The organism is Desulfobacca acetoxidans DSM 11109, assembly GCF_000195295.1.
Lineage (GTDB): Bacteria > Desulfobacterota > Desulfobaccia > Desulfobaccales > Desulfobaccaceae > Desulfobacca > Desulfobacca acetoxidans.
In genome coordinates this window covers 1,792,690-1,811,728 of sequence record NC_015388.1, presented here as the reverse complement: position 1 = coordinate 1,811,728, position 19,039 = coordinate 1,792,690, and the positions used below count along the sequence as shown (strand labels likewise).

Here is a 19,039-nt window from a genome sequence, read left to right as displayed (position 1 = left end):
TCCCCATTTTTTGATTAAGTTTAATCAGGGTTTTTATCTTTTGTCAAGAACTATTCACCCGATTGATGCAACTGTTCAACGTCCATCATTTCCGCCGGTTACACCTCATCATTCTTCCTTTAAAATGACCGCTAGGTGCGGTCTAATGGCCCGCCAGGCAGGATAGGCCCCGGCGGCCAACCCGAGGACAAGTACGAGCAACAGGCTCTGCCAATAGATATCGGGATTGAAGGACAGGTGGATCGTCCAGCCGAAAGCCTGTTTATTGATCACCAGGATGAGCAGCAGGGCCAGGACCGACCCGGCCAGGGCGCCTAAAACAAAGCTCAGCAGGCTGGCCAATCCCGATTCCACCAATACCATGCCCATAATCTGCCCTCGGGAGGCCCCAAGGGCCTGTAGCAGGGCTAACTCCCGCTCCCGTTCCATGACCAGCACCAGAAAGGTCGTAATAATGCCGAAGACCGCCACCAGCACCGCAACTCCCTCGAGGGCGTAGGTCAAGGCAAAGGTCTCGTCGAAGATGCGCAGGATACCGTCTTTGAGGTCCCGGTGCGACAGCGCCGACAGCCGATAGCGCCCCTGATATTTCTGCCGCAGGTCGGCTTGAAACTCTTTCGTCCGGCCTTGGTCTTTAAGATAGATACGCACTGCGTTCAACCGGTCGTCGTGCCAGAATTTCTGGAACAGGCCCCGGTCCATCCAAACAGCGGCCCCGTCGGTGCGGTAGTCGTAGAACACTCCGGCGATCTGTAGCCGCTGCGGCCCGGAAGGCGTCGGGAGGTCCACCCACTCCCCCTCCTCTACCCCGAATGTTTCGGCAAACGGCTCTGTTACCAGGATCTGGCCTTCTGATCTGGCGCGTGCCACAGTCCCACGCGGATCCCCACTCAGGAACCAGAGACCGCCGTGGCGTTCCAGGATGTCAAAACTGCCGCCGATAACCAGGATATAACGGTCTTTAAAGGGCAGGCGGACGCAACGATAATGGTAGAGATCGGCAATCCGGTCATCCCGCTGCAGGTCCCGCAGCACCTCCGGCGGCAGGAATTGATCGTAGCCGGCCGTGGAGAACACCGCCGGTCCGAAAAAGATGTCGCCGCTGATTGATCGCATCACCCAATCATCGACGGTCTGCCGGAAGGAACCGATCATGGCCACCACCGCAATCACCAATCCCAGGGCCGTAGACAGGGCGGCAATGCTCACCGCACTCCGACTCAGCGACCCTGAGAGATACCTGCAACCCATATCTCCGGCAAAGCCCAGGTATCTCCGAAAAATCGGCGACAACCGCCATCCCAGCCACCAGGCCACCAGGGGTGTGAACAGGGAAAATCCCAACAGAATCAGAAAGGCCGATAAAAAAGCCGGCCAGGGAATACCATGGCCTACCTTGATCAAGGCGGCGATCCCGGCCATCCCCAGGACTCCGATCCCCATGAGGAAACTGGACCTGGCCCATCCGGCCAGCTTTTCTTCCAATTCCTCTTTGTACCAGACTGCCCGGACTTTGGTCCGGGAGGCCTCCCGAGCCGGTACCCAGGAGGCCAGAAAAGTCGCCCCGACCGCCAGGACCCAGGCCTGCAGCAATACCCGCCCCTCCAGCCAGACCTCTCCGGCAGCGGCCGGTTGATAGAGTGAGGTCAGACTCTGAGCCACCATACCCAAGGCGGCTTGAGCCAGAGCGACACCCAGCACCAGCCCGACAAGCCCCCCCAGGACGCCGCTCAGGATGCCTTCCGTCAGGAAAAGCAGCATCACCTGCCCCCTGGTCATCCCCAGGGTGCGCAGCAGGCCAATCTCCCGGCGGCGGCGCACCACCGACAGGGTTACTGACTGATAGATCAGAAACATCCCGACAAAGAGGGCGATAGCGCTCAACACCGACAGGTTGAGGCGATAGGCCGCCACCAACCCCGCCATATACTCCGCCTGGGACCCTGGAGTGGCAATCTCCACTCCCGGTGGTAAAATCCCCCGCAGCAATGCGGCGACAGTTTCAATGTCCCCTTCGACGATAAGGTCCACATAGTCCAGGCGCCCCACCCGGTCCAACAACTCCTGCGCCTGCCCCAAATCCATAAGCATTATCGCCCCTTCCAGAGGGTAGAGGTCGCCAGGGGTGCGAAATATGCCGGCAACGCGCAGGTTCCGGACCAGAGCCCCCACCACGGCGGTAAAGCCATCACCGGGGGCTAGGTGCAACCGCGCCGCCAGAGGGGCGCTGAGCATCACCCAACCCGGGCGGGTCAGAAAATTAATGAAGGCCTCCTGATCCAGTCCCGAACCGGAGAGGAACTGATAATCCCGCAGAGGACCCTCGGAAAAGGGGTCGATCCCCAAGAGCACGACGGAGGAGGACTCCTGACCCTTGATCTCCACCATGGTCTCTACCACCGGCGCGGCATGCTTCACCTCCGGCCGCCGCCGCACCTGGGCATACAATACCTCATCCAGGGCCGCCCCCGGACTCTGCAGACGCAGTTGGGCCTTGCCGGCTACGGCCGCCACTCCGGCCTGAAAACTCCTCAAGGCGCTGCTCGAGGCCAGGGCAATGCTAAGATAGACCGCCGTTCCCAAGGCGATGCTAAGAATCCCTAATAGACTCCGGCCGGGGTGTTCCCTAAGATGCCGAAAGGGCAGGCGCAACATCCAGGTATTCATGGATGTAACCGTCCATCCTGCATCTTCAGGGTGCGGTCGGCAAACTGCGCCGCTTCCAGGGCGTGCGTCACCATGACCACCGTCAACCGTTCCTGCCGATGCAGTTCGGCGAAGAGCTGCAACACCTGCGCCGCATGGGTCGAATCAAGGTTGCCGGTCGGTTCATCCGCCAACAGCAGGGCCGGCCGGTTGATCAGGGCCCGGGCGATGGCCGCCCGCTGCATCTCTCCGCCTGATACCTGGTGGGGTTTGTGGTTGCGCCGATGCGTCAGGTTTACCCGCCTAAGCCATTCCCCGGCCAACCTCAGGGCCTCGTGGGACGGCGTGCCCCGCAGAATCTGGGGCAGGGCTACATTTTCGACGATGGTCAGCAAGGGCATCAGGTTAAAACTCTGGAACACGATGCCCACCTGGTCCCGGCGGTAGCGGGTGAGCTGCACGTCGTCGAAGCGGCTCAAGTCCCGCCCCTGAAACTGGATGCTGCCCGCCGAGACGTTCTCCAAGCCGCCGATGACATGCAGCAGGGTGCTTTTGCCGCAGCCGCTCTTGCCGGTCACCGCCACAAATTCGCCGTCGGCGATCTTGAGGTCCACGTCCCGTAAAGCCTTAACCTCCTCCAAACCCTGGTGGTAGATTTTGGTGACACCCCGTAAAATGATGAGGGACTGAGGTTGGACAGGTACGTCTTTATTCTTTTGCACGTTTAGAAAAACCTCGTTCTGATTTTCACTCTGAAATATTACAAGACGTAATTTTAGCCTTACCAGTCAGGCAATTCAAACATTCAAATGATACAGTCCTTTCCTTATCTTTTATCGAAATGTTGCCGATAATTGCCCTTAGAACCTTATAATCTTCGATAGCCTTATCCCCTTAAGGTTAGATATCTAACCCGGATAATTCACCAAAATCCCATATACCCGGTGGCACAGGCTTTCCAGCCTGTGCAAAAAAACAGTCTGTATTTCAGGTAAGCCTGTTAATCTATGGCATTAAAATGAGTTAGCTATCTTTTTCAAAATATCATGAATAAAGCGGGCTAAAAAGGGTAAGTTGTGTCTGTTGATCAGGGGAAATCCACCGGGGCCGATTACTATGGGCCTGCAAATATAACTTTGGCAATCTTTCTCGTAAGCGTGTTGGGTCTTTTCTTGGAAATGCTCCTTATCCGCTGGATTTCCACGGAAATTCGAATCTTCGCCTATCTACAAAATACAATCTTGGTTGTCTGTTTTTTGGGTCTGGGGATAGGTTGTTTTACAAGTAAAAAACCTGTGGCATTGCGAAAGCTTCTACTTATTCCACTTTTTTTTCTGATATTATTGATAGCAATTCCCCAGACCAAAGAAGTTTTAGGCAATATAAGCCAAATGCTCAGTAATTTAGGAGACTTGGTTATTTGGCATTCTGTTATTGTCAGCAATCTTTGGGAAGCTTTGTTTTATTTGATCGCCGGACTTCTCCTTACCTTCCTTTTAATGGTTTTGATTGTTGACATATTTATCCCCTTAGGTCGGCTGTTAGGACGATTAATCGATGCTCATCCTCAAACAATTTGGGCCTACTCGGTTAACGTTGCTGGCAGCCTCATAGGAACCTGGCTATTCGTCCTTTTAAGTGTTTTACACCAACCACCGGTAATCTGGCTTATAGTCATGGCTTTTTTTCTATTTTTCTTCTTAGAATGGGGAAACAAAGGAAAAATCGATTTTGCCCTTTTATTGGGAATTATTATCTTTTCCTGGTTGGCGAGCCAAGAAAATTCACTGGAAATTTTGTGGTCTCCATATCAAAAACTCGTTCTTAAAGAATCTAGCTGCCAAAAAAAAGAAGCAGGAAAGTTTAACCTGACCGTTAATAATACAAATTACCAAGCCCTGCTTGATTTGAGCGAAAAAAATGTAAAATCTCACCCCAACAAATTTTCTTCCGAAATGATGGGCCTGAGCCAGTATGATATTCCATTGATTTTGCACCCCCGTCCTCAAAGCTTCTTGGTGGTAGGCGCCGGTTCCGGCAACGATGCCGCCGCTGGGATACGCCATAACATAAAAAAAATAACTGCAGTTGAGATCGATCCGGCCATTATTTCATTGGGACGCCGATATCACCCTGAAAAACCATATGATTCTCCAACCGTGCAGGTGGTTAATGATGACGCCCGCTCTTTTTTCGCTACTTGCCAGGGAAAATACGATGTAATATCATTCGGGTTGCTGGATTCTCACACGACTACCGCTATGACCAACGCCCGTCTGGACCATTATGTCTATACCCGTGAGAGCCTCGAAAGAGCCAAATCGCTGCTGGCTCCTGGAGGTATTATCGTACTGAGTTTTGAAGCTCAAAAACCTTTTATTGCCGATCGTATGGCAAGTATATTGTCTGAGGTTTTTCAAGAATATCCACTTTGTTTCTGTATCCCCTACAGTAATTACGGCTGGGGAGGAGTCATTTTTATTGCCGGTGATTTAATAACAGTAAGAAAACAGATTGATAATAATAAGAGATTTGCCGCTCTCATTGAAAAATGGCAAAATACAAAACCAGTTCCGCTGACCTACACTACAAAAGTAACTACTGACGATTGGCCATATATTTATTTACAGACACCTACTATTCCAATATTATACTATCTCTTGGCAGGAATGATGTTTCTACTCCTGATTCGGTGCGGGAAGTATTTCAGCCTGAAACAGCTCTTCAGCGAATGGAGGCTTTCTCACTGGCATTTCTTTTTTCTAGGGGCCGCTTTCCTGCTCCTGGAAGTCCAAAATATCAGCAAGGCCGCTGTGGCATTGGGCAATACCTGGGAAGTGAATGCAGTTATCGTCTCCGGTGTCTTGGTCATGATTCTGGTGGCTAACTTTCTGGCTGCCATTTTTCCGAAACTGCCGTTAAAGGTTACCTATGTAGCACTCATACTATCCTGTCTAACCTTATATTTCTTAGATCTCTCCCGTTTTGCCTTTCTACCCTACTTCAGCAAAGTCGTGGTTGTTGGTGGTTTGACTACTCTCCCCATAGTCTTCAGCGGCATAGTCTTTATTCGCTCCTTTGCTGTTGTAGTTGGCAAGGACACTGCTCTGGGGGCAAATTTAATCGGGGCCTTGGTAGGTGCTATGCTCCAATCCGTCACCTTTATAACAGGCATCAAGGCCCTGTTGCTTTTTGTAGCAGGTCTTTATTTTCTTTCCATGCTAACCCAGCCACCAACTCTTCTAAAACAGCCTTTTCCGAAAGGCGAACCCACTCCACAAATAACTTAATTTTTTTGTATCAATGGATTATCATGTAAGAGGTTTATATAAAATTCTGGAGCACCCCTCATCGAGCTCCCTTAGCGAGAATCGACCATGAAATCTGATACAAATTTCCCCCGTATAAAACAACTCATCGCCGGCTACCGGGATGACATGATATCACTGCAACGAGAACTTGTCCGGCGGGTGGCCGTGGGTCCGGACAACGACGGCCCCGGCGAAACCGAGAAAGCCCACTTCCTAACCGCCGAACTGCAAAAGTTGGGCCTCACCGTCACCGACTACCCGGCCCCCGATGACCGGGTGTCGGGTGGTCAGCGCCCTAATCTAGTGGCCCTGTTGCCGGGGCAAAGTTCGAAAAAGGTCTGGGTCTTAAGCCACCTGGACGTGGTGCCGGTGGGTGACCTGAACCTCTGGCACACCGATCCCTTTTCCCTTCACGTGGCGGGAGAGTTGCTCTATGGGCGCGGCGTCGAGGATGACCACCACGGCATTGTGACGTCTTTCTTTGCGGCTCGGGCTTTCCTTGAGGCCGGGATCACGCCGGCGCGCACCATCGGCCTGGCGCTCGTATCCGACGAGGAAACCGGCAGCCAGAAAGGCCTGGCCTATCTCTTGGATAAACACCCGGAGCTCTTTTCAACCGATGATCTGATCATCGTCCCCGACGCCGGGAACCAGGAGGGCACCCTCATTGAAATCGCCGAAAAAAGTATCCTATGGCTGCGCCTGGAAGTCAAAGGCCGCCAATGCCACGCCAGCAAACCCGAGCTAGGCATCAATACCCTGAGGGCCAGTGCCCATTTTATCGTCGCCTTGGAGGCCTTGGAACAGGAATTTAATGCTGTCGAGCCGTTCTTTGATCCTCCCCACAGCACCTTCGAGGCCACCAAAAAAGAGGCCAATGTTCAAAATATCAACACCATCCCCGGATTGGATGTCTTCTATCTGGACTGCCGGGTGCTGCCTGTCTATCACCTGACCCGAATAATCGCCAAGGTTAAAGAAATTGCCCACGACATCGAGCGGCGCTTTGGAGTTGCTATCGCCATTGATGTGGTCCAGCAGGTCCAGAGCCCCCCGGCCACTCCCCCGGATGCCCCCGTGGTACAGGTCCTGACTCAAGCCGTCCAGGCGGTTTATCAACGCCAGGCCAAGCCCCAGGGCATAGGCGGCAATACCGTGGCCGCCTTTTTCCGCCGAATGGGACTGCCTGCGGCAGTATGGATGACCGATGCCTTCACCGCCCACCAGCCCAACGAATGCGTCAATGTCAACCATCTCATCGGCGATTGCCAGGTCTTCGCCCATGTCTTCTTAAACGCCGATTAATCGGTTATTGAAGCCGTCTTTTAGCTTTTACCAGGCCGACGCTTGTCCCACTCCGGTTTATCAATGATGAACTCCCAGTTGCTCGAATCAACAATCTGGTAGTTATCGCCGAAAGGGTCTTCTCCGATCATCTCGGCCCATTCTTCCAAGGCCTCATCCGGCGCTAGCGACCCGTACCAAATTCTGGTGGAGAACTCCTCTAAAAAACCCGCGTGCCGGAGCAGTTCCCGAGGTTGATCATCCAATACCAGATACGACTGCACACCGTCATGCCGCCGGATGATTACTTTGTAAGCCATCTATTCGTTCCTACCTTTCAATCCGTTGAAAATGACCAAAAGGCCATGCTGCCAAAGACTCAACCATGAGTCTAAGCCGGGGGCCGCGTTTAGTCAAGAATCAGGTCAACAGGTCGGAGCGGGCTGCAATAAGGGTTTTTTCGGGGCAATAGCCAGCGTTGGCAGTCGACTTGGCAAAAACTGGATTTGACAAAGCGATGATTAAAATTTAATATTAACATATGTTCATATATAATCATCATGTTCTACGGAACCCAAGGAAGCATAAAAACAGAACCGTGGCGGCTGCTCACAATATTGCTTTTGCTGCCCACCGCCCACTGTTTTCATATAAATATTTTCTCATCGACCATGTTAAACATAAACGGCGGCCATGGGCCGCCCTATCCCATTTTCGATAATTTATCGGCAATTTACTCATAGGGCGGGCCGCGCCCGCCGTCTTTAAGAGCACTGTTTTCACGCAAACTTTCATGTTCCGGTGATCACAACGAAGCATGCGAATGCTTCCCAAATAAGTGCAGTTACACCACGATTGAGGAGTTTTGTTTTGTCCTTCAGGGAGAAATAGTGCAGGGCTTCGGTATGGCAGCGCGAATGTGATGCTCTATTGATGAGTTAGGAAATGCTCAAGCATAAAAGGGTTTTTTATGGAAGAGTAAGGTCATTGATTATCAAGGCTTCGAGCAATATCGATGCAATGTTTTTGCCGGAGAAAAGGCATGATAGCTTCATGAGCGCCGGAAAAAAAGATTTTCCCCCTTTTCTTATATCAAGATTTCTTGTAAAAAGAATCAATCCATCCCGGCTGCGAGGCCGGCTACCTGCAAGGGCATCAGCCTTTATGCCAAGGACAGTGAATTACCAAGGTTTCCTATGCCATTCTATGACCGACTGCTTGCCTGCTCTCTGGGCGCCCTCCTTCTCATAGCCGCCTGCGGTCAGGTGAGGACCGTCCCGGCAGACTTCAACCCCAATGCCTATACTCCTGTCGACTTTGCGCAGTTGTTGGAACCGGGGAAGTCACGTCTCTCTGCCGGCCAGCTTATCTGTTGCCAGGCCCTTTTCTGGGAGTTTCTCACCTACGACCCGGCACCGGTCTATTACTACCTCAATCAACTGCGCTATCCTTTCTCCTGGGGAGCGCTGGAATGGTTTTCCCTCTACCAATCCTCCGATCTCCAGGGCTATTTCCCGCGAGCCGCCATGACTTATGCCCAACGCCTGGATTATGCCCCCAAGCGTTTCGATCCGATCATTATTTACGGGGAGCTCGTTCCTCTGGGCGGACGGCAACTCTACCCCCAGGTACACCACCTTAAAACCGACCGATTGGATTAACTGGGAGTATAATACCTAACTGCAGTAAAAAACCTTGAGCAGGTAACAAGGTTTGGCGGAACACGGTTAACCATGCCATTACACCCCGCCGACCGAGTTTCATTTCACCGTGAAATTCCGTTGAAGAAATCATCACTTTTTGCGGAAACGTATTCTTTGGGACATCCACCATCTCGACGCCTTGGCGCACCATTTGAGCCATCCTAAGACAGACTGACAATTTCCAGCGAAAATCCAACCCCTATCCCAGAAGCTTCCGGACCATTAAATATTTAAAAGATAGCTATTGACAACATTCGTATAACCGGTTATTATATATTCATGAAACATACAGTCGATCTCTTCAAATCGCTGGCCGATGAAACCCGCCTGAAAATTCTCTGGCTTCTGATAAACCGTGAGGAATTGTGCGTCTGTGATATTATGAAAACCCTGAACATTACCCAGTCCAAGGCTTCCCGCCATCTCCGTTACCTCTACCACCTGGGTTGGGTCAGCGATCGCCGGGAAGGCCTATGGATGTACTATCGCCTTTCGGTCCCGCAAGGGAGCTACGCGGCTAAACTGCTGCAAATGCTGGCCGCCGAAATGGCCACTCGGACCGAAGCCCGAAATCTGCTCGAACGCCTGGAATCCTGGCTGCACACCAAAGGTCAGATGAATCTTCAGGGAAAACCGACGTGCATCTGTGACGTTGCCGTGGAGACCACCTGAAAAAATTTTTTTCAGTATCATATTTGTAAATCCGGTTATATAATTAAGTGGGTATAATGTATGAACCACTCAGTCAACGAAAAGTGCGCCTGTCTGGCTCCCGAGTCAGCAGCAGTTGCAAGGCATCGATTGCCCGTCAAGTCTGTTCTACTGATCCTGTCCTTGGCGCCCTGGTGGCCCCTTTACTCTCAACTCCTGCCCTTCTCCCAGTGGCTGACCTACAATCTCCTGGGTCTCGCCCCGCAAACCCATATGGGAGAAGCCGTAGCCTTTTTTTTCTATGACACCCCCAAGGTCTTTATGCTGCTGGTCCTGGTAGTGTTTGGCGTCGGCCTCATCCGGTCTTTCTTCACCCCGGAACGCACCCGTGCCATTCTGGCCGGGAAACGGGAAATCCTCGGCAACATTCTGGCCGCTTTGTTGGGCGTCGCCACGCCTTTCTGCACCTGTTCCGCCGTACCCTTGTTTATCGGGTTTGTGGAGGCCGGCATCCCTCTCGGGGTAACCTTTGCTTTTTTAATCTCTGCCCCGATGGTCAACGAAATCGCCCTGGCCCTGCTTTTTGGCATGTTCGGATGGCGCATAGCCCTTATATACCTCGCCACGGGTCTGATCATCGCCATGGTCTCCGGGTGGGTCATCGGCCGTTTGCATCTGGAGCGCCAGGTAGAGGATTGGGTATATGAAATTAGGGTAGAAAAGACCGCGACCATGCCTGAACTAAATTGGTCCGGTCGATTGGATTACGCCGGTCGCGCCGTACGGGATATTGTCGGCAAGGTCTGGCCCTATCTTGTCGTGGGCATCGCCGTAGGTGCCGGTATTCACGGTTATGTTCCCGAAGGCATGATGGCATCTATCATGGGAAATGACGCCTGGTGGTCGATACCCCTGGCGGTCCTCATCGGGGTGCCCATCTACTCCAATGCCGCCGGCATCATCCCGGTAGTACAGGCATTATTAGGTAAGGGCGCCGCTTTGGGAACCGTATTGGCCTTCATGATGTCGGTTATCGGTTTGTCCCTGCCCGAAGTTATCATCCTGCGTCGGGTGTTAAAGCCCCAGCTTATTGGAGTGTTTGTAGGCGTAGTAGCCTTGGGAATTATCATCGTCGGCTTTGTCTTCAATGCCGTATTCTAATTTTTAATTCCAACGGCTATGAAAAATCATGTGAATTTTTCTGAAAGGATGCCAGCTATGCTACCCATTATGAAAAATTGTTTCAGATCAGTATTAATTTTCAGTCTGTTCCTGATGATTCCAATCATGCCGGTCCACGGCCAAGAGACTTCATCCGTCCCTAGCAAACCCGCTCTCTACGACTTCGGCCTGGGCAGGTGCCCATCTTGTAAAGAAATGGAACGAATTCTGACTGCCATTAGAAACAGGTACGGCAGTCAGTTGGAAATTCGGCTGTTATATGCAGACAAGGAAAAAGAACTTTTTGAAAAATATAAAATTGTCGCGGTGCCCACCCAGGTCTTCCTGGATGCCTCGGGCAAAGAAGTAGACCGCCATATCGGCCCCCTGCCCGAGAGCTCTCTTATAAAAAAACTCAACGATTTGAACTTTATCTCAAACTAGGCGGTAACTCATGGATCTATCCGGTTACTTGACTCAGGTTATGCAAACCCGGCCAATCCTGGCCTATGGGGCCTCTTACCTGGGGGGCATGTTGGCAACTGCCAGTCCCTGCATCCTGGCCAGCATCCCCTTGGTCATCGGATTTGTGGGGGGGTATGCAGGGGAAAATAAAAAACGGGCTTTTTTCTATTCCCTGACCTTTGTCCTCGGATTGGCTTTTATCATGGCCCTCCTGGGGGCTATGGCCTCGCTGATGGGCACCATGTTCGGCATGCATGGGCCCGTCTGGAATTTCATCCTGGCCGGGGTACTCATCATCATGGGCCTGCATCTGGCCGGGGTAATACACCTGAAATTAGAGACCTCTCAAAAACTTATCCCGCAACGCACGGGCCTGCTGGGAGCCTTCATTTTAGGTCTGCTTTTTGGCACAGTGCTCTCTCCCTGTGCCAGTCCAGTATTGGCGGTTATCCTGACTCTGGCAGCGGTCCAACAAAAAGTCGTGTATGGCAGTTCCCTCCTGTTCGCCTATGCCCTGGGACAGGGGACTCTCATTATCCTGGCCGGGACCTTCACAGGAGTATTGGAAAGCTTCCTGGCCTCGAAAGGCTCGAATCTTGGCGTTTCCATACAGCGTACTGCTGGCGGCCTCCTTTTTCTAGCCGGCATGTATGTGTTCTACCAAGGAATTAGAATCTGGCTCTAGATTCGGCCAAAGACAACCCAAAAACCATAATTAAGGGGAAAAATATGAAAATCGAAGTTTTGGGGCCGGGTTGCCCCAAGTGTGAACAACTGGCGGAAAATGTCCAGCAAGCTGTAAGAGAACTAGAATTAAATATCGAAGTCAACAAAGTCAAAGACTTTAAAACCATTGCCTCTTATGGAGTTATGATCACTCCGGCCCTGGTGGTGGACGGCGAGCTCAAGGTCGTCGGGAAGGTCCCCAGCGTAGCGGCAATCAAGAAGATAATTACCTGAAACCCGGGGGGCATCTCCCACAATAACCCGATATGAATGCCTTGCGTTTCGCAATCACGACACCTTCAGGCTAACAGTGAGGACCGATGAAAAAAGTCCTATTCCTGTGCACGGAAAATTCCTGCCGCAGCCAGATGGCAGAGGGAATAATCAATTACTATCTCAGCGGAGAAATCCAGGCCTTTTCGGCCGGGGTGCGAGCCAGCCGGGTAAATCCCCGGGCCATTCAGGTGATGGCTGAAATCGGCATTAATATCAGCAACCAGCGCTCAAAATCCTTGGATGAGTTTCGGGACGACCGGTTTGATCTGGCCGTCACCCTCTGCGATCAGGCCCAAAAAGAGTGTCCTATATTTCTCGCCGCCGACCGTCTCATCCACGTGGGCTTTCCCGATCCGGCTCAAGCCACCGGCCCGGAAGCGGAAATTATGACCGAGTTTAGAAGGGTACGAGATGCCATCCGCCAACAGATGGTGCCTCTGCTGAGGAAAGAACTACTGGAAAGCGGAACGGAGCGCCATGACGGGCTGAAAAAAACATCTTAAACAATAATTCCACAAACTTCTCAGCACGTCAGACATCGCTCTCAGGAGGATGGATAGAAAATGCCGTTCAGGAGCCGGACCACAGCCAGGTCAGGATAGTAATCAATAATATTCAGCCCGGCGTAGGCCTGATCCAGATGAAAGACCCGGTGTAGGCTCAACCCCATGGCTTGACTCAGTATCACCCGATTGACGCCGGCATGGGCCACGATGAGAAGGGCCTGCCCGGCATGACGGGCAAGCAGCTCTTCCAGCCGGGGTATCACCCGAGTCTGCATATCAGTCAGGCTCTCGCCGCCTGCAATACGGAAGTTGGCCAGATCGTTAAAACGTTGCCGTAACTCGCTGGGATGGCGTTCCATGATCTCCTGAAAACTTAACCCCTCCCAAATGCCGAAGTTCAGCTCCCGAAACTCGGGACAAACCTCCACTTCGAGGTTCCGCCCCCGGCAGATCATTTCCGCTCCCCTCCGGGTGCGGGTCAGGTCCGAGCTATAGATTCCGGCAAGCTGAACGTCTTGTAGATATTCTGCCAGGGCCTGACACTGTCTGACACCGGCAAGACTCAGATCGACATCATTGTGGCCATTATAGACATCCGTACAGCCATCCGCTACCTGGCCATGCCGGACCAGATAGAGCCGGGTAGCGGTAAGCAACCCTTTGGCGGCCAAGGCCCGCAACCGCATTATTCGACCCTCAGATCGATATTGTTGGGCACGATGACCACCCCGCTTTCGCTGACCGGAAAGCGGCGGACATCCGCCTCCCGGTCATAGCCGATACTGAAACCTGGCGGAACTGTGACCCCTTCTTCGATGATCGCCCGCCGCACCCTGGCCCGTGCCCCGATATGGACGTCATCAAAAAGGATGCTGTCGCACACCTCGGCATAGTAATCGACCCTGACATTAGGAGACAGGATGCTGCGCTTCACTGTAGCGCCACTGATAATACAGCCGTTTGAGATGAGGGTGTCCTCCGCCAATCCCGCCTGAATGTGGCCGGGGTCGCCTCCAAAGATGGTCTTGGCCGGCGGGCACTGGCGTTGATAGGTGCGAATAGGCCAATCCGGGTCGTACAGATTAAACACCGGATCGATCGTTACCAGGTCCATATTGGCATCATAAAAGGCATCGATGCGGCCGATATCACGCCAATAGTGTACCTCTTTTTTATTTTCGTCCCGGAAACTATAAGAGTAAACCCGCATGGCGCGCTGAACCATGGAAGGAATGATGTTCTTGCCGAAATCATGGTCACTTTCGGGCAGCCGAGCGTCTCTAATAACCTCCTGCACCAACACTTCCGTCTTAAAGATATAAATCCCCATGTTGGCCAGAGAGACATCCGGATTGCCGGGAAGGCCCGGTGGATCTTTGGGCTTTTCCAAAAAGTTGATGATGCGGTTGTCCTCGTCTACGTGCAAGATGCCGAATCCGGTGGATTCAAGCCGCGGAAATTCTACGCTGGCCGCCGTCATATCCGCCCGCTTGTCGATGTGGTAATTCAACATCTCCATATAGTTCATCTTGTAGACATGATCCCCGGAGAGGATCAGGACGTAGTCCGGCCGCTCGCTTTGCAGGATGCTGATATTTTGATAGATAGAGTCGGCCGTGCCCCGATACCACCGATTTACCGTCACCTGTTGAGGTGGGATGCTGTAGATATATTCTCCCATCTCCGGATTCACCACCTCCCAGGCCATACGCAGGTGATGGTCCAGCGAAAAACTGCCGTATTGGGTCAGGACATAAATCTGCCGGATACCGGAGTTGATGCAGTTGGACAGGGTAAAGTCGATGATTTTATAGATGCCGCCGAACGTCACCGCCGGTTTGGCCTTCTCTCGGGTCAGCGGAAAGAGACGCTCTCCCCGTCCTCCTGCCATAATCAACGTTGTCAGTTTGCGTAGTCTATCCATGGTACAAGCCTTTTAGGTAATGAGTTCCCGAATCTTCTCCTTTAATTCGGTCAGATCAAAGGATTTGATGACATAGGCGTTGGCCGCCCAGGCCATAAAATCCTGTTGATACTGGGAATAAGCAGTGTTGAGAATCACCGGCAAATGCTCCTTCAGTCCCAGAATACGCGGGAGCGCCTCCACTCCGGTCATCCCCGGCATCCGGATATCCAGAATCACCAGGTTGAGATCCTGGTGCTCAATGATTTTCAAGGCCTCCGGAGCACTGGCAGCCACAAGCACCTCATAACCCGCTTCGGTTAGTTCTTCCTTAAGATAACTGCGGATAGGCTCCTCGTCATCCACCACCAGAATTCTTTTCATGCTGCATCTCCCGACTGAGGTATACCGCCATTATAAGCCCTGCAGAACGGTGTGACAAGGGGAAGACACCTGCTATCGATGAGCTTTCTGTCAGCTTCCTGTTGGCGGCAGCCAGTAGTCGCCAAAATAGAGCGGCAACTCCAGGGCGCAGATCGGCCCCACCTGTATCTCCCAACCCGTTGCCTCCGTCATAGGCTTTTCCAGGGAGGCGGCCAGTCCGGGAATCACCAGCCGCCGATGCTCGACTTTTTCGCTTACCTGTTCCTCCTGCAACGCCGCGGCTAGTTTGGCCGGGGTGAACGTCTCAAAGATCATCGCCATGTCCACCGTATCCCCCCGGCAGTCTAACAACAACAGGTAAAAAGGGCTGACCGTCAGGGCTAACACTGCCGTCAACACCGTCAGGGTAATCTCACTATTACCGCTTACTAACACCGGCGCCTGCGGCCCGGGCTCGTTAATTTCAAACAACCCGGGGTTCGTGGGCTGCGGCAGTTGCATGGCCTCCACTGGCGGCGCCAGTTCCGCCCCCTTCAGGGCTATTTGCAGAGCATAGCGTTTCTGGGCAGTTAAACCGGGACAATTTCCCAAATCCAGGTCCTGGTTTTGCAAACGGACCAGAAAATCTTCACAACCATCGGCACCGGCGGCCTGGCATTCATCCAGACTCAGATAGGGCAGCCACTGCAGTCGCAACAGATAGAGATCAGCCGGGGGCATAAGCTTCTCCTTTTCATACCGGCAGGGTCCTGGCGCAACCCTACCCTCATCTCCCCTGGTATTGCGCCAGAGTTCAATATTCAAGGTCAATAAACAAATAAATCGGGCATCCGCCGCAAGCCAATACCTTATTTCTTAGTACGGCACCGCTCCACCCCTCAATCAATACTTACATCCGGACTTAGACAAAGTTGGCTTTGGGAAGATTAAAAAAGAAAGAGGCCCCTTGGCCTAATTCACTTTTCACCCATAACCGGCCGTTGTGCGCTTCAATAATGCGCTTGACAATGGCCAGACCGAGACCGAGGCCGCTCTCCTGTCCCGAGTCTTTGCCGCGGTAGAGGAGGTCAAAGAGGTGCGGCAGGTCATCGGGGTCAATGCCCGGCCCCTGGTCTTGGACAACAAATTGGATCTCCTTACCCAAATCCTGCACCTTTAAGATGACCTGGCTCTGTGGCGGGGAGTATTTGATGGCATTTTCCACCAGGTTCCCCAAGGCCCGCTGCAGCAGAACGGCATCGGCATTCAAGATAATGACTTCCTGGGGAAATGCCAACTGCAGATCGACTCCTTTGGCTTCCGCCATGGGACGGGACCGGTTGATCACCGCCAGACACTCTGCTTCTACCTGAATGGCGCTTGCCAGGGGCTTCAAAATATGCAGGTCGAGTCTGACAAAATCCAGGAAATTGCTGATCAGCTTCTCCAACCGCAGGATCTCCTGGTAGATGGTCTCCAGAAAAGCCTGCTGTTGTTCGTTGAGTTCCCCTACCTTTCCCTGGCGGAGGCGATTCAACAGTCCTGCCACTCCCACCACCGGACCCTTAAGGTCATGGGCAAACATCCCCGCCAGTTGGCGGCGTTCTTTCTCCATAAGTTTGAATGGAGCATTATCGCGAAAGGTCTCTACTCCTCCCAAAAGGTTTCCATGGTCGTCCCGCAAAGCCGAAGCAGTCAGCATCACCTCAATTTTTTGATCCAGGCGATTGTGCAGCACCGCCTCCCGCGATACTGCCTCACCACTGATCATCGCCTGTTTTAAAGGGCAATCCCGGCCGCACATGCTGCTCCGCAAGATATCGCCGCAATACTTCCCGAGGGCCTCGGCCCGAGAGTATCCGGTAATTTTTTCTCCAGCCCGGTTGAGATCGGTAATCCGCATCTCTCCGTTCACCGTGATAACCCCATCAGCTATACTCTGGATAATGAAATGCGACCAGTCAGACAGCCCTAAGGGCAATAGCTTCTTTTCCATGGAATGTCCCTTCGCCCTCCGGGGTCGGTTCAATTCTTTGACGTTTGCGGCCAGGAGGTGATCCTACCTGAACTTACTTTCCACGCCAGACCGGTTTGCGTTTGTTCAAAAAGGCATCCACCCCTTCTTTGGCATCCTCCGAGGTGCACAGCCGGGCAAATACCTCGCTGCTATAATTGAACCGCTGATTAAAAGGCATATCCACCATCTGATAGTAAAAGTGTTTGCCCATCTTGACCGCCAGCGGGCTTTTGGCCAGAAGTTTTTGGGCAAATTTCAAGGTTTCTGCCTCGAGCCGGTCCAGGGGCACAACCTTGTTCACCATTCCCAACCTCTCGGCTTCCGCCGCGTCGATCATCTCACCACTCAATAGCATTTCCAGAACTTTTTTCTTGCCTAGACCATAGCTGATCGGAATCACCGGACCGGTACAGAGCAGACCGACGTTAATGGCCGTGGTGCCGATCTTCGTACCCTCGGCCACAAAGGCGAAGTCCGCCGCAAACAGCAGTCCCGCCCCATTGGCTACCGCATAACCGTGCACCATAGCGATAACCGGTTTGGCCAGTGAGGCGACGGTCAGATGCATCTCATCCATGAGTTCGATCCACTCCTGGTATTCCGTGGTACTCTTGCCGTGGAATTCCGCTATATCGATGCCGGTGGAGAACGCCTTGCCCGCTCCCTTGACGATGATCACTCGCACAGCCTCGTCCTGATCCAAAAGACGCAGTCCGTCATTGAGCTCTCTCGCCAATTGACTGCTGAAGGTATTCATTTTCTCCGGCCGGTTTAAGGTAATAAACCCCAACTGATCCCGCTGCTCCACAAGAATGGTGGAAAATTCCATGGCACCCTCCTCTTTCGCTCCGGTTGAAGCACGCATCTCTTAATTTTTACAGGAACAATACAAACGACGTGGTTCTTGGGTTATAGGGTATAGTTTTGAGTTTCAAGTTTCAAGTTCCGAGTTCCGAGATTGGGCTGGGAGAAGAGATATTTCTAAGTTATCCGATAGATACGGACACCACGATTCTTTTCCGCCAGACGGCATACGAACCCCCAGACTACGGCCCATTGCCATGATTCACCCGCAAAACCTGGCAAACAAGTTGTCAGCAATCTGATGGCTCCAATCTGTTCAACTTGAAACCTATTTTCTATGTACCTTATCACAGAAAGGAGGGAATAAAAAAGCCCCCGGTTTATTTTTCAGAAGAACCGGGGGCCTTGGGCGGCCTGATTTTTACCTTACCAAAATATGGCGCCGTCATGCCTTTCAAGCACAACGGCCCAGGTTTTCACCCGGGCCGTGCTGAGCAGCTCCGTTCAAGCACCTTCAATTTCGCTCAGGCGCCGCTTGATAGCCTCCAGCTCGCTCTGGAGATAGGATTCCTCCTGTTTCAAGGCCTGGGCCTCACTCTCAGGAGTGGCGTAGCCGCCTTCCCAGGCACCCCAACCCCAACGAGGACGGCCCCAACCGCCCCAACGGGAGCGAGAACCTCGAAAACCGCGGCCGAAACCGCCGCCATAGCCTCTTCGGAAACCGGTGCCACAGGGCCCCATACCCCAACCGGTCCCCGGTCCCTGACCTCTCGGTCCAGTACCGTCGAAACCTGGCATGATGATATACCTCCTTGCAATATATTGCCTTGTTTAAGTGGTTGATTTATGGGAAGGATTTTAAGCTTCCCGCGTCATCGTTGCCCCGCATTGGGGACATTGTTTCTGAAAACACGGCATCCCCTGTTGATGCGGCTCTTTATAGCCGCACGAGGGACAGATGCAGTTGCCTAAAGCCCCGGCAGCAACACCACCGCCCCGGCCTCCACCTTGACCAAATCCACCTCCACCGCCTCTACCGGCGCCCCCTCCAGCACCTCTACCGGCGCCACCGCCGCACCTGCCGCCGCCTCCGCCGCGGCCTCTACCGCCGCCTCCGCCAGATCCGCTTCCGCCGCCTCCGCGGCCCTTTGCATACATCATCTCTATCCTCCTGACCGAGCCGATTTTATTTAACATAGTTTCCCATGTCTCGTTCGGATTGG

21 protein-coding genes are annotated in these 19,039 nt (G+C 52.8%); 9 read left to right on the top strand and 12 right to left on the bottom strand.

Annotated elements, in window-relative coordinates:
• Window positions 1–108 precede the first annotated feature (108 nt).
• Window positions 109–2,667, bottom strand: coding sequence for an FtsX-like permease family protein (locus tag DESAC_RS07965; protein WP_013706565.1), 2,559 nt, complete (start codon window positions 2,665–2,667; stop codon window positions 109–111).
• Window positions 2,664–3,368 carry an ABC transporter ATP-binding protein gene (locus DESAC_RS07960; RefSeq protein WP_013706564.1) on the bottom strand — a complete coding sequence of 235 codons (705 nt, stop codon included), beginning with the start codon at window positions 3,366–3,368 and terminating at the stop codon, window positions 2,664–2,666. The genes DESAC_RS07965 and DESAC_RS07960 overlap by 4 nt, the downstream gene beginning before the upstream one ends.
• 354 nt (window positions 3,369–3,722) lie before the next feature.
• Between DESAC_RS07960 and DESAC_RS07955 the strand changes: the two genes are divergently transcribed.
• On the top strand, window positions 3,723–5,936 hold the full coding sequence (locus tag DESAC_RS07955; protein WP_013706563.1) for a spermine/spermidine synthase domain-containing protein: 2,214 nt from the start codon (window positions 3,723–3,725) through the stop codon (window positions 5,934–5,936).
• A gap of 87 nt (window positions 5,937–6,023) precedes the next feature.
• The gene (locus DESAC_RS07950; RefSeq protein WP_013706562.1) at window positions 6,024–7,262 is read left to right on the top strand and encodes a M20 family metallo-hydrolase; all 1,239 of its coding nucleotides are present in this window, start codon (window positions 6,024–6,026) and stop codon (window positions 7,260–7,262) included.
• Window positions 7,263–7,282: 20 nt separating this feature from the next.
• Here the strand turns inward: DESAC_RS07950 and DESAC_RS07945 are convergent, their stop codons facing one another.
• Window positions 7,283–7,561 (bottom strand): hypothetical protein, encoded by a 279-nt coding sequence (locus DESAC_RS07945; RefSeq protein WP_013706561.1) that lies wholly within the window; start codon window positions 7,559–7,561, stop codon window positions 7,283–7,285.
• 876 nt (window positions 7,562–8,437) lie between these two features.
• Here DESAC_RS07945 and DESAC_RS07940 point away from each other — a divergent pair.
• Window positions 8,438–8,902, top strand: coding sequence for a hypothetical protein (locus DESAC_RS07940; protein ID WP_013706560.1), 465 nt, complete (start codon window positions 8,438–8,440; stop codon window positions 8,900–8,902).
• Here DESAC_RS07940 and DESAC_RS16050 read toward each other — a convergent pair.
• The gene (locus DESAC_RS16050) at window positions 8,880–9,095 is read right to left on the bottom strand and encodes a hypothetical protein (RefSeq protein ID WP_013706559.1); all 216 of its coding nucleotides are present in this window, start codon (window positions 9,093–9,095) and stop codon (window positions 8,880–8,882) included. The genes DESAC_RS07940 and DESAC_RS16050 overlap by 23 nt on opposite strands.
• A 128-nt stretch (window positions 9,096–9,223) precedes the next feature.
• On the opposite strand from DESAC_RS16050, the gene DESAC_RS07935 reads away from it, so the two are divergent.
• The 6 genes from DESAC_RS07935 to DESAC_RS07910 all read left to right on the top strand — a co-directional run bounded on the left by DESAC_RS07935 (window position 9,224) and on the right by DESAC_RS07910 (window position 12,726).
• Window positions 9,224–9,616 carry an ArsR/SmtB family transcription factor gene (locus DESAC_RS07935; RefSeq protein WP_013706558.1) on the top strand — a complete coding sequence of 131 codons (393 nt, stop codon included), beginning with the start codon at window positions 9,224–9,226 and terminating at the stop codon, window positions 9,614–9,616.
• Window positions 9,617–9,676: 60 nt separating this feature from the next.
• Complete coding sequence (locus DESAC_RS07930) at window positions 9,677–10,756, top strand: permease (RefSeq protein ID WP_013706557.1); 1,080 nt, start codon at window positions 9,677–9,679, stop codon at window positions 10,754–10,756.
• A 30-nt stretch (window positions 10,757–10,786) separates the two neighbouring features.
• Window positions 10,787–11,200: a thioredoxin family protein gene (locus DESAC_RS15235; protein WP_169311516.1), complete on the top strand. Its 414-nt coding sequence runs from the start codon at window positions 10,787–10,789 to the stop codon at window positions 11,198–11,200.
• Between the two features lie 10 nt (window positions 11,201–11,210).
• Window positions 11,211–11,906 (top strand): cytochrome c biogenesis CcdA family protein, encoded by a 696-nt coding sequence (locus DESAC_RS07920; RefSeq protein ID WP_013706555.1) that lies wholly within the window; start codon window positions 11,211–11,213, stop codon window positions 11,904–11,906.
• Window positions 11,907–11,950: 44 nt separating this feature from the next.
• Window positions 11,951–12,181, top strand: coding sequence for a thioredoxin family protein (locus DESAC_RS07915; protein ID WP_013706554.1), 231 nt, complete (start codon window positions 11,951–11,953; stop codon window positions 12,179–12,181).
• Between the two features lie 86 nt (window positions 12,182–12,267).
• Window positions 12,268–12,726, top strand: coding sequence for an arsenate reductase ArsC (locus DESAC_RS07910; protein WP_013706553.1), 459 nt, complete (start codon window positions 12,268–12,270; stop codon window positions 12,724–12,726).
• A gap of 41 nt (window positions 12,727–12,767) precedes the next feature.
• On the opposite strand, the gene cobC is transcribed toward DESAC_RS07910, so the two are convergent.
• The 8 genes from cobC to DESAC_RS16430 all read right to left on the bottom strand — a co-directional run bounded on the left by cobC (window position 12,768) and on the right by DESAC_RS16430 (window position 18,970).
• A complete protein-coding gene (cobC, locus tag DESAC_RS07905; protein WP_013706552.1) occupies window positions 12,768–13,415 on the bottom strand; it encodes an alpha-ribazole phosphatase in 648 nt (215 codons plus the stop codon).
• Entirely contained in the window at window positions 13,415–14,653 is a 1,239-nt protein-coding gene (glgC, locus tag DESAC_RS07900) for a glucose-1-phosphate adenylyltransferase (protein ID WP_013706551.1), read from the bottom strand. Before glgC ends, cobC begins: the two co-directional genes overlap by 1 nt.
• Window positions 14,654–14,665: 12 nt before the next feature.
• Window positions 14,666–15,016 (bottom strand): response regulator, encoded by a 351-nt coding sequence (locus tag DESAC_RS07895; protein ID WP_013706550.1) that lies wholly within the window; start codon window positions 15,014–15,016, stop codon window positions 14,666–14,668.
• Between the two features lie 90 nt (window positions 15,017–15,106).
• Window positions 15,107–15,736, bottom strand: a complete 630-nt coding sequence (locus tag DESAC_RS07890; RefSeq protein ID WP_041283868.1) for a hypothetical protein — start codon at window positions 15,734–15,736, stop codon at window positions 15,107–15,109.
• Between the two features lie 181 nt (window positions 15,737–15,917).
• A complete protein-coding gene (locus tag DESAC_RS07885) occupies window positions 15,918–16,991 on the bottom strand; it encodes a sensor histidine kinase (protein ID WP_013706549.1) in 1,074 nt (357 codons plus the stop codon).
• Between the two features lie 73 nt (window positions 16,992–17,064).
• Window positions 17,065–17,841: an enoyl-CoA hydratase/isomerase family protein gene (locus DESAC_RS07880; RefSeq protein ID WP_013706548.1), complete on the bottom strand. Its 777-nt coding sequence runs from the start codon at window positions 17,839–17,841 to the stop codon at window positions 17,065–17,067.
• Window positions 17,842–18,320: 479 nt separating this feature from the next.
• Window positions 18,321–18,614: a DUF5320 domain-containing protein gene (locus tag DESAC_RS07875; RefSeq protein WP_013706547.1), complete on the bottom strand. Its 294-nt coding sequence runs from the start codon at window positions 18,612–18,614 to the stop codon at window positions 18,321–18,323.
• 170 nt (window positions 18,615–18,784) lie between these two features.
• Window positions 18,785–18,970 carry a hypothetical protein gene (locus DESAC_RS16430; protein WP_013706546.1) on the bottom strand — a complete coding sequence of 62 codons (186 nt, stop codon included), beginning with the start codon at window positions 18,968–18,970 and terminating at the stop codon, window positions 18,785–18,787.
• Window positions 18,971–19,039 lie beyond the last annotated feature (69 nt).